We start from the raw sequence: 8,476 nt of genomic DNA, 5'->3' as shown, positions 1-8,476 counted from the left end.
ATCTGGACCGGCTCAGCCTCACCACCGGCGTCCTGGTGATCTTCGACCGGCGCCCCGAGGCCCCGCCGTGGAAGGACCGAGGCGCCTTCGAGGAGGCGACCACCCCGTCCGGCCGCCAGGTCACCGTGCTGCGGGCCTAGCGACGTGCTCCGCGATCACATCGCCGAGCCGGAGCGGCGCGTCGCCCGCGCACAGGCGGCCGAGGACCTGATCGAGCAGGCGCTCGACTGCCCGCTCCCGATCGACGAGTGCCCGCGAGCGCATCGAGGCCTGGGTCCCTCCTGCCCGGTCAGTCGGGGCGGGGTGACGGGTCGGTGGTGACCGCCACCAGCAGCGGCCTGCTCAGCGCCCCGGCCCCGAGCACGCCCGCGAAGCCCAGCGCCACGCAGATCCCCAGCATGACCGCCCCGCTCAGGTTCGGGGCGCCCAGCATGAACGGCGTCGCGCAGAACACCCCGGCCGCGATCGTGCCGCCGCCCATCACGGTGAGCGGGATCAGCGTCTCGGCCCGCCGTGCCCGGTCCAGCACGGTCAGCGGGGTGCCGGCCAGCCGCAGCAGTCCGTACGTCTGACGCCGGTCGAGGACCGACGAGGCCGCGGTGATCCCCGCGCTGGCGATCGCCACCAGGAACGACACCGACAGCACCACCACCGTGCCCACCCGGACGTCGTCCAGCAACTGGAAGCCGAACCGCTGGTCGTCGGCCTCACTGGTCGGCGTCCGCCCGGGAACGAGCCCCGCCAGAGCGGTCCGCGCCCGATCGACGGCCGCCACCCCGACACCGCCCCCGTCACCGGCGACCGCGTCGCCCTTGCCCGCGTCACCGGCAGCCGCGTCACCTGCGGCCGGGGCGGCGTCGCCGGTCACCGTCACCGTGACGAGCTTCTCCGAGTGCTCGACCCGGGCGGCGAGCCCGGCGTCCCGCATCCGCTCGCGCGCCTGCTCGGCGACCACCGCCGGCCGCCCCTCCACCACGGCGAGCCGGAACTCCGCGTGGGACGCCCCGCTGGAGAACGCCCCCGGGCTGAGCATCCCGAGGAACCCGGCGACGAACCCGGTGAGCGCGACCCCGCTGACCGTCCGCCAGGCCGAGCGCGGATCGTCCACGAGCCTGCGCCCCGCCAGCAGCAGAGCGGGCGTCCGGGCGAAGGCGGCGGCGACGCGGCCGATGAGGCCGACCACCCACGGCCCGGCCAGGTTGAGCGAGAGCAGGGCCAGCGCGATCGCGACCGCGATGACCGTCACACTGGCCTCCAGGCCCAGCAGGGGGAAGGCGGCCAGCACCACCAGCAGCGCGAGCACCCGCAGCGCCCGCATGCCGGGCGGCGTCTGGCGCCTGGCCACGCCCAGCGGGCTGACCACCACCCGCCGCAGCCCGGCCACCGCCGACAGCCCGACCAGCAGCGGCACCGCGACGAGCGCGCCGGCCAGCACCAGCGGGTGCGGCCACAGGTCGGCGGCGAACCACGGCCCGCCGCCGATCTCGATCCGCGTCAGCAGCGGCACGGCCGCCGCGTACGCCGCGGTCCCGGCGACCGCGCCGGCGAACGCCACGATGACCGCCTCGGCCACCGTCATCCCGACGACCTGCCCGGGCGTCGCCCCGACCAGCCGCAGCGCGGCCAGCCGCTGGTCGCGCCTGGCGACCGTGAGCCGGGCCGCGGCCCCGCCGAACACCAGCAGCGGCACCACCATGAGCACGCTCGCGATCAGCGCCAGCACCTGGTACGCCTCCGCGTCCTCCGACACCCTGCCGGTGAAGTCCGCGACGGGGGTGGGCGGCCGGCCGGCGATCCAGTCGTCGCTGCGCTCGGCGGTCATGACGGGCGCGTCCGGCCGGTGCCCGACGACGGCCACCAGCTCACCGGGGTAGGCCAGCGCCTCCTCGCCGAGCACGCCGGTCACGGCGGGGAAGCGGGCCGCGAGCTGGTCGGCGGGCAGTTCGCGAGCCAGCTCGGCCAGCGCGGGCGACAGCCACGCCTCGCCCGGCGCGGGGAAGCGGTCCAGCCCCGGCGGCGGCGCGGGCGCCTTCCCGGGCAGCGCCGCCACGTCCACGACCGTCACCCGCTCGTCCCGTACGTAGTCGAACCGGGCGGCCTCCACGGCCGTCGCGCCGCTCCCCGCCGCCACCGGGTTGCGCCACGCGTCCCGGTCGCCCCTGGCCTGGAAGGCGAAGTTGGCCGTCACCGCGAACAGCAGCAGCGCCGTGGCCACCGCGACCGCCCCCAGCGTCAGCCAGGTGCCGAGCAGGCCGCGGCGGCCGCCGCCCTTGAGCAGCCGCCACGTCAGATCGAGGTTCACGCCGGCACCCCGCCCGCCAGCAGCCTGCCGTCGCGGACCTCGACCATGCGGTCGCACCAGGCCGCCACGTTCGGGTCGTGGGTGACCACGATCAGGGAGGCGTCGTTGTGCTTGGTGGCCTCCACCAGCAGCCGCATCGTCTCGTGGCCCGTGGCCTGGTCGAGCGCCCCCGTGGGCTCGTCCGCGAACACCACGGCCGGCCTGGTCACCAGCGCCCTGGCGATGGCCACCCGCTGCGCCTGACCGCCGGACAGCTCGCCCGGCCGCCTGCCCTCCATGCCGCCCAGCCCGAGCGGGCCGAACCACTGCCGCGCGGTCCGCACCGCGTCCTGGCGGGCGACGCCGCCGAGCATGAGCGGGAGCGCCACGTTCTCCTCGGCGGGCAGCTCCGGCAGGAGCTGGCCGAACTGGAACACGAACCCGAACCGGGTGCGGCGCAGCGCGCTGCGCTTCCGTTCGCCCAGGTCGTCGATGCGCTGACCGAGCAGGCAGACCTCGCCCGCGTCCGGTTTCATGATCCCGGCCAGGCAGTGCAGCAGCGTCGACTTGCCGGAGCCGCTCGGCCCCATGATCGCCACCGCCTCCGCGGCGCGCACCGCGATGTCCACCCCGCCCAGCGCCACCGTCTGTCCGAACCGTTTGGCGAGAGCCCGCCCCACAAGCACGTCGTTCATGGCTCCGAGCCTGCCGGGACGGACCGGGGCGGCGGATCGGCCATGCGTACGGTCCGCATCGGCCGTTCGGTTGACTCTAGAGTTTGGGCGTGACTATTCGGGTTCTCATCGCCGATGATCAGGAATTGGTACGCACCGGATTTCAGATGATTCTGGATGCGCAACCGGACATGGAGGTGGTGGCGGCCGTCGCCGACGGCGCCGACGCGGTTTCCGAGGCCAGGCGGCTGCGCCCGGACGTGTGCCTGCTCGACATCCGGATGCCCAGGCTCGACGGCCTGGAGGCGACCCGGGCGCTGGCGGGACCCGGCGTCGAGAACCCGATGCGGGTGGTCATCGTCACCACCTTCGACCTGGACGAGTACGTGTACGGGGCGCTGCGGGCGGGCGCCACCGGGTTCCTGCTCAAGGACAGCGGGCCGACGCTGCTGGTGGAGGCGGTCAAGGCGGCGGCCGGCGGCGAGTCGCTGGTGTCGCCGTCGGTGACGGTGCGGCTGCTGCGGCACCTGTCCGGGCCCCGCCGCTCCCCCGCGCCCCTGCCGGAACCGCTGACGGACCGCGAGCTGGACGTGGTGCGGCTGGTCGCCAGGGGACGCACCAACCAGGAGGTGGCGGCCGAGCTGTTCGTGTCGCTGTCGACGGTGAAGACGCACCTCGGGAGCATCTTCACCAAGCTGGGCACCAGGAACCGGGTGGAGATCGCCGCGTGGGCCTGGGAATCGGGTGTCGTGAGCTGATTAGCGGGTCAGCCTCCGGGATACAAGTGAATCAGAACCCACCGTATGGCCCGGGGGAGAACATCGTGCGCTTTGCCCAGGCACCGCCCACCAAAGCCGCTACCACGTCCGCGAGCAAGGTCGTCGGCAAGGCCGCCACCACCGTCTACGTGACACTCGCCGCGCAGGTACTCTCCCTGGGCGCTCTGGTGGTCTTCGAGCAGGTGCGCGGCAGACAGCTGGCCGCCGAGCTGGCCGAGTTCGGCGGGCGGCCGTCGGGCCCCGACGCCGACGCGCTGGCCGGCGCGGCGACGGTGTTCGCGGTGCTGCTGCTGATCGCCCTGGCCACCACGATCGCCGCCGCGGCCGCCCACACCACGTGGCTGGTGCGCGTCCGCCAGGCCGGCGCCCTGCCCGCGGCCCGGAGCACGGTGGCCGCCGCCTGGCTCATCCCGGGCGTCAACCTGGTGGCGCCGGCGGTGCTGGTGTACGAGACGTGGCGGGCGACCGGCCCGGCGGAGGAGAGCCGGCGCGGCCGGGTGGCCCTGGTGACGGGCTGGTGGCTGAGCTGGCTGGCGACGCTGGCGGTGTTCACCATCGTCCTCCCGCTCGACGCGCTCGACAGCCTCACCGGGCTGGGCTTCCTGGAGCTCGCGTGCCTGGCCCTGTCGGCCGCCCTCTGCGCCGCCACGGTCCGCCGCGTCACCCCCCAGCGCTCCCCCGCCGTCCGCCCCAGTGCCGGGTCCCCGGCCGACCTGCCCCCGTCACCGCGGCCACCCACCTGGGCCGGGCCTCCTGACGAGGATCAGGCCGCGGTGGGGCCGGAGCTGCCCGGGCTGGCGTGCCAGAGGCGGCGGGGCGGGTCGGTGACGGCCGGGCCCAGGTCGGCGTAGGGCGACAGGCGGAAGCCGTTGCCGTACTCGATGGCGCGCCCGCCCACCGGGCCCTGGTCGGCCGGGGGCCGGGCGAGCTCGGCGCGGACGGCGTCGAGGCCGCGGGCCCGCCACAGCGCGTCCAGGTCGGCCAGGTTCCAGCAGTCGAGCGCCCGGATCGAGACCGCGCGGGCGCCGGTGCGGCGGACCGCGCCGCGCACCAGCAGCAGCCACGACCCGAACACGGTGGCCGCGCACCGCCCCTGCACCGACTCGAAGAAGGTCAGGTCGACCGGCCCCGTCGAGTCGTCCAGAGTGGCGAAGATGATGCGCTGGCCGGAGCGGATCGCGGGCGTCTGGGTGGCCACCTTGACGCCGGCCACCAGCACCTCGGCCCCGTTGCGCGGCCCGAGCAGGTCCTTGGCCCGGGTCACGCCGAGCGCGTCCAGCAGCTCGTCGTGGAAGCTGACGACGTGCCGGCTGATGTCCATGCCGAGGATCTCCAGCTCGGCCTCGACCATCTCCGCGTCGGTCATCTCCGGCAGCTCGCCGGGGGTGACGTGCTCGGTGAAGCCGAGGGGCAGCTGCACGGCCGCCAGGTGGCGGCTCTCGGCGGGCGGCGCGGGCGCGTACCGCCTGCCGCGGCGCGGCCCCGCCCGCACGCCGATCGACGAGGCCCGCTCCAGCGCGCCGACCTGGGCGATCAGGTCGCGCCTGGTCAGCTCGCCGGGCCGCCACCGCTCGCCGTCGCCGGGCCGCAGCCCGTGCACCGCGTCCAGCCCGCCGACCTGCACGATCCGCTCCATCGTCGGCCGGGACGGGCGGGCCCGGTCCCAGAAGTCGGCGAGCGAGGTGTAGGGCCGGCCCGCCACCATGCGCTCCACCTCGGCCTCGCTGACCCCCTTGACGGCCGAGAACGGCACCCGCAGCGCGTACCCCTCGCCGATCTCCCCCGCCTCGAACGCGCGCCGGGGCCGGCCGGAGCCCTCCAGCCGGGCCGGGTCGACGCGGACCCGCACCCGCGGCCCGAGCCGTTCCACCCGCCAGTCCTTGGCCGACTTGTTGATGTCGAGCGGCAGGATCCGCACCCCGCACTGCCGCGCCTCGTCGATGATCACCCGGGCCGGGTACATGCCGGGGTCGTGGGTGAGCACCCCGGCGAAGAACGCGGCCGCGTGGTGCCGCTTGAGCCACGCCGACTGGTAGGTGGGCAGCGCGAACGCCGCCGCGTGCGCCTTGCAGAACCCGAACCCGCCGAACGCGTCCAGCACCTTCCAGGCCCGCTCCACCTCCTCGTCGCCGAACCCGTTGGCCCTGGCCAGCGGCACGAAGTGGTTGCGCACCCGGTCACGGCCCTCGGGCGTGCCGAGGGTGCGGCGGAGCATCTCGGCGAACGACAGGTCGCGGCCGGTCATCACCTGGATGATCTTCAGCACCTGCTCGTGGAAGACGACCACGCCGTGCGTCTCCTTCAGCGCCTCGCGCAGCCGCTCGTGCGGGTAGTACGGCTGCCGCCAGCCGTGCCTGGCCTCCAGGTACGGGGTCACCATGTCGGAGTTGACCGGCCCCGGCCGGAACAGGGAGATGTCGACGATCAGGTCGTGCATGGTGCGCGGCTCCAGCTTGGAGACCAGCTCGCGCTGGCCGGGCGACTCGATCTGGAAGCAGCCGAGTGTCCGGCCGGCCCGGATCATGTCGTACGTCTCCTGGTCGTCGTGCGGGACGTACCGTACGTCCGGATCGTCGCCGCTCTGGGCGTCGAGCTCGACCGTGACGCCGTCGACCCGCTTGATCTCGCCGAGCGCGTACGCGAGCGCGGACTGCATCCGCACCCCGAGCACGTCCAGCTTGAGCAGCCCGGCCTCCTCCACGTCGTCCTTGTCGAACTGCGACATGGGGAACTCCAGCAGGCTGCGCTCGACCGGGGTGAGGTCGCGCATCCCGGAGTTGCCGACCAGCACCCCGCACGGGTGCAGCGCGATGTGCCTGGGCAGCCCGTCGAGCTTCTCCGCCAGCCGGAACACCCGCTCCAGACCGGCGTCGCCGAGCCGGCTCTCGCGCAGCTCGGGCAGGTCGCGCAGGGACGCGGTGATCTGCATGGCCCGGATGTGCGGGAACGCCTTGGCGATGGCGTCGATCTCGTGCGGCGGCAGCCCCATCGCGCCCGCCACGTCGCGGATGGCGCTGCGCGCCCGGTAGGTCTCCATCATGGACACGCACGCCACCCGCGACTCTCCGTACCGGTCGAAGATCGCCCTGTAGCAGTCGAGGCGGCGCGCGGACTCCACGTCCACGTCGATGTCGGGCAGCCCGATCCGGCCCTCCGACAGGAACCGCTCCATGAGCAGGCCGTGGTCGATCGGGTTCACCTCGCCGATGCCGATGAGGTAGTTGACCAGGCTGCCCGCGCCGGACCCGCGGATGGCGCAGCGCACCCCCATCCCGCGGATCATGTCGGTGATGCCGGACACCGCGACGAAGTAGCCCGACAGCCGCTTGCGCTCGATGACGTCGAGCTCGGCGGCCGCCCGTTCCCTGGCCTCGCGGGAACGGCGCAGGCCGCGCTCGGCCAGGCCGTCCGCGACGCGGTGGCGCAGCAGCGGCACCGGGTCGCCGCCGATCTCCGGCAGGTGGAGGCGGGGCGGGCTCTGGCGGAGCGCGAGCAGCTCCACCGGGTCGGCGGCGCACGCCTCGGCGATCTGCCGGGTGGTGCGCAGCAGCCTGCCGATCCGGTCCCCGTCGTGGCCGCAGATCTTGGCGGCGACCTGGGCCATCTCCTTGCCGCTCTTGAGGTAGGCGTGGGAAGTGGTGCGTTCCAGGTGGCGCGGGTGCAGCGGGACGAGCTGGCGGGCCGCGTCGAGCACGTCGCCGACCTGGTGGTCGGCCGGGTCGAGGTAGCGGACGGCGTTGGTGAGCACGGCGGGCACGTCCATCGACTCGGCCAGGGCGAGCATCCGCAGCGCCGTGGCGGCGTCGTGGAACGCGTACTGGTCGACCAGCTCGATCACCACGCCCGGCAGCGCCTCGCGCCACCGGCCGAGCAGTGTCCGGGCGTGGTCGTCGCGCCGCTCGGCCACCGCGCGGCCGACGTCGGAACGCGGGCCGAGCAGCACCGCCAGCCCGCCGTCGCCGGCGGCGTCCCACTCGGCGGCCAGCCCGCGGGTGATGCGGGGGTCTCCGCGCTCGCCCGCGTAGTGTGCGGCCGTGACCAGCCGCGCCAGCCGCGACCAGCCGCGCGAGCGCGCCAGCACGGTCACCCGGTCCTGCGCCCCCGGCCCGGTCCGCGGCCGGGCGTCACGCCCGCTCGTCCGGCTCGGCGGGGCGATCGGCCACATGTCCGGTTCCGGATCGCCGAGGGCCAGGTTGACGCCGAACACCGGCGCGATCCCGGCGGCCGCGCACGCCTGCGCGTGCTTGACCGCGCCGTACAGCCCGTCGCGGTCGGTCAGCGCCAGGATGTCCATCCCGTGTTCGAAGGCCCGCTCCGCCAGCGCCTTCGGGAACGCGGTGCCGTAGCGCATCGAGTAGGCGGAGCTCACGTTGAGGTGCGGGAACGGCCCCGCCGCCCGGCCGCCCATCAGTCCCACGCCCGCAGGAGCAGCCAGCCGCCGCTGGCGGTGTCGAACCTCAGCTCGTACGTGCCGGCCTCGCGCCCGGGGCTGGCCTCGACCCGCCAGAACCGGCGCTCACCGGGGTCGCTCTCGCTGATCTTCCACCATTCGCGGGCCACCACCCAGTGATCGAGCACCTGGCGGACGAGATAGAGCCGGTCACGCCAGACGAACTGGGTCGGCTCCCCGTCTCTGGTCCACACCTCTATCGGATCGCCATAGAGTCTGCTCAAGTCGCTTCTCCCCGCGGCTCTGGTGCCTATGCTGAGCCACCCGGGGGAAGGCGGGCGCTATGACTCGA

The 8,476-nt window shown here is 74.5% G+C and carries 6 protein-coding genes; 2 read left to right on the top strand and 4 right to left on the bottom strand.

The window, feature by feature from the left end; all coding sequences use genetic code 11:
- Positions 1-289: 289 nt before the first annotated feature.
- Positions 290-2,302, bottom strand: coding sequence for an FtsX-like permease family protein (locus tag KME79_RS30725; RefSeq protein ID WP_219548036.1), 2,013 nt, complete (start codon positions 2,300-2,302; stop codon positions 290-292).
- Positions 2,299-2,976, bottom strand: coding sequence for an ABC transporter ATP-binding protein (locus KME79_RS30720; protein ID WP_219548034.1), 678 nt, complete (start codon positions 2,974-2,976; stop codon positions 2,299-2,301). The genes KME79_RS30725 and KME79_RS30720 overlap by 4 nt, the downstream gene beginning before the upstream one ends.
- 89 nt (positions 2,977-3,065) lie before the next feature.
- On the opposite strand from KME79_RS30720, the gene KME79_RS30715 reads away from it, so the two are divergent.
- Positions 3,066-3,713: a response regulator gene (locus KME79_RS30715; RefSeq protein ID WP_148029865.1), complete on the top strand. Its 648-nt coding sequence runs from the start codon at positions 3,066-3,068 to the stop codon at positions 3,711-3,713.
- A gap of 65 nt (positions 3,714-3,778) precedes the next feature.
- Positions 3,779-4,585, top strand: a complete 807-nt coding sequence (locus KME79_RS30710; protein WP_219548032.1) for a DUF4328 domain-containing protein — start codon at positions 3,779-3,781, stop codon at positions 4,583-4,585.
- Here the strand turns inward: KME79_RS30710 and KME79_RS30705 are convergent.
- Positions 4,498-8,142 (bottom strand): DNA polymerase III subunit alpha, encoded by a 3,645-nt coding sequence (locus tag KME79_RS30705; RefSeq protein ID WP_219548047.1) that lies wholly within the window; start codon positions 8,140-8,142, stop codon positions 4,498-4,500. The genes KME79_RS30710 and KME79_RS30705 overlap by 88 nt on opposite strands.
- Positions 8,142-8,408, bottom strand: a complete 267-nt coding sequence (locus KME79_RS30700) for a DUF6504 family protein (RefSeq protein WP_148029863.1) — start codon at positions 8,406-8,408, stop codon at positions 8,142-8,144. The genes KME79_RS30705 and KME79_RS30700 overlap by 1 nt, the downstream gene beginning before the upstream one ends.
- Positions 8,409-8,476 lie beyond the last annotated feature (68 nt).

The organism is Nonomuraea harbinensis (genome assembly GCF_019396385.1).
In the GTDB taxonomy this organism is placed as follows: domain Bacteria; phylum Actinomycetota; class Actinomycetes; order Streptosporangiales; family Streptosporangiaceae; genus Nonomuraea; species Nonomuraea ferruginea.
The sequence above is the reverse complement of the archived record's forward strand: the minus strand, read 5'-3'. Positions and strand labels throughout refer to the sequence as shown.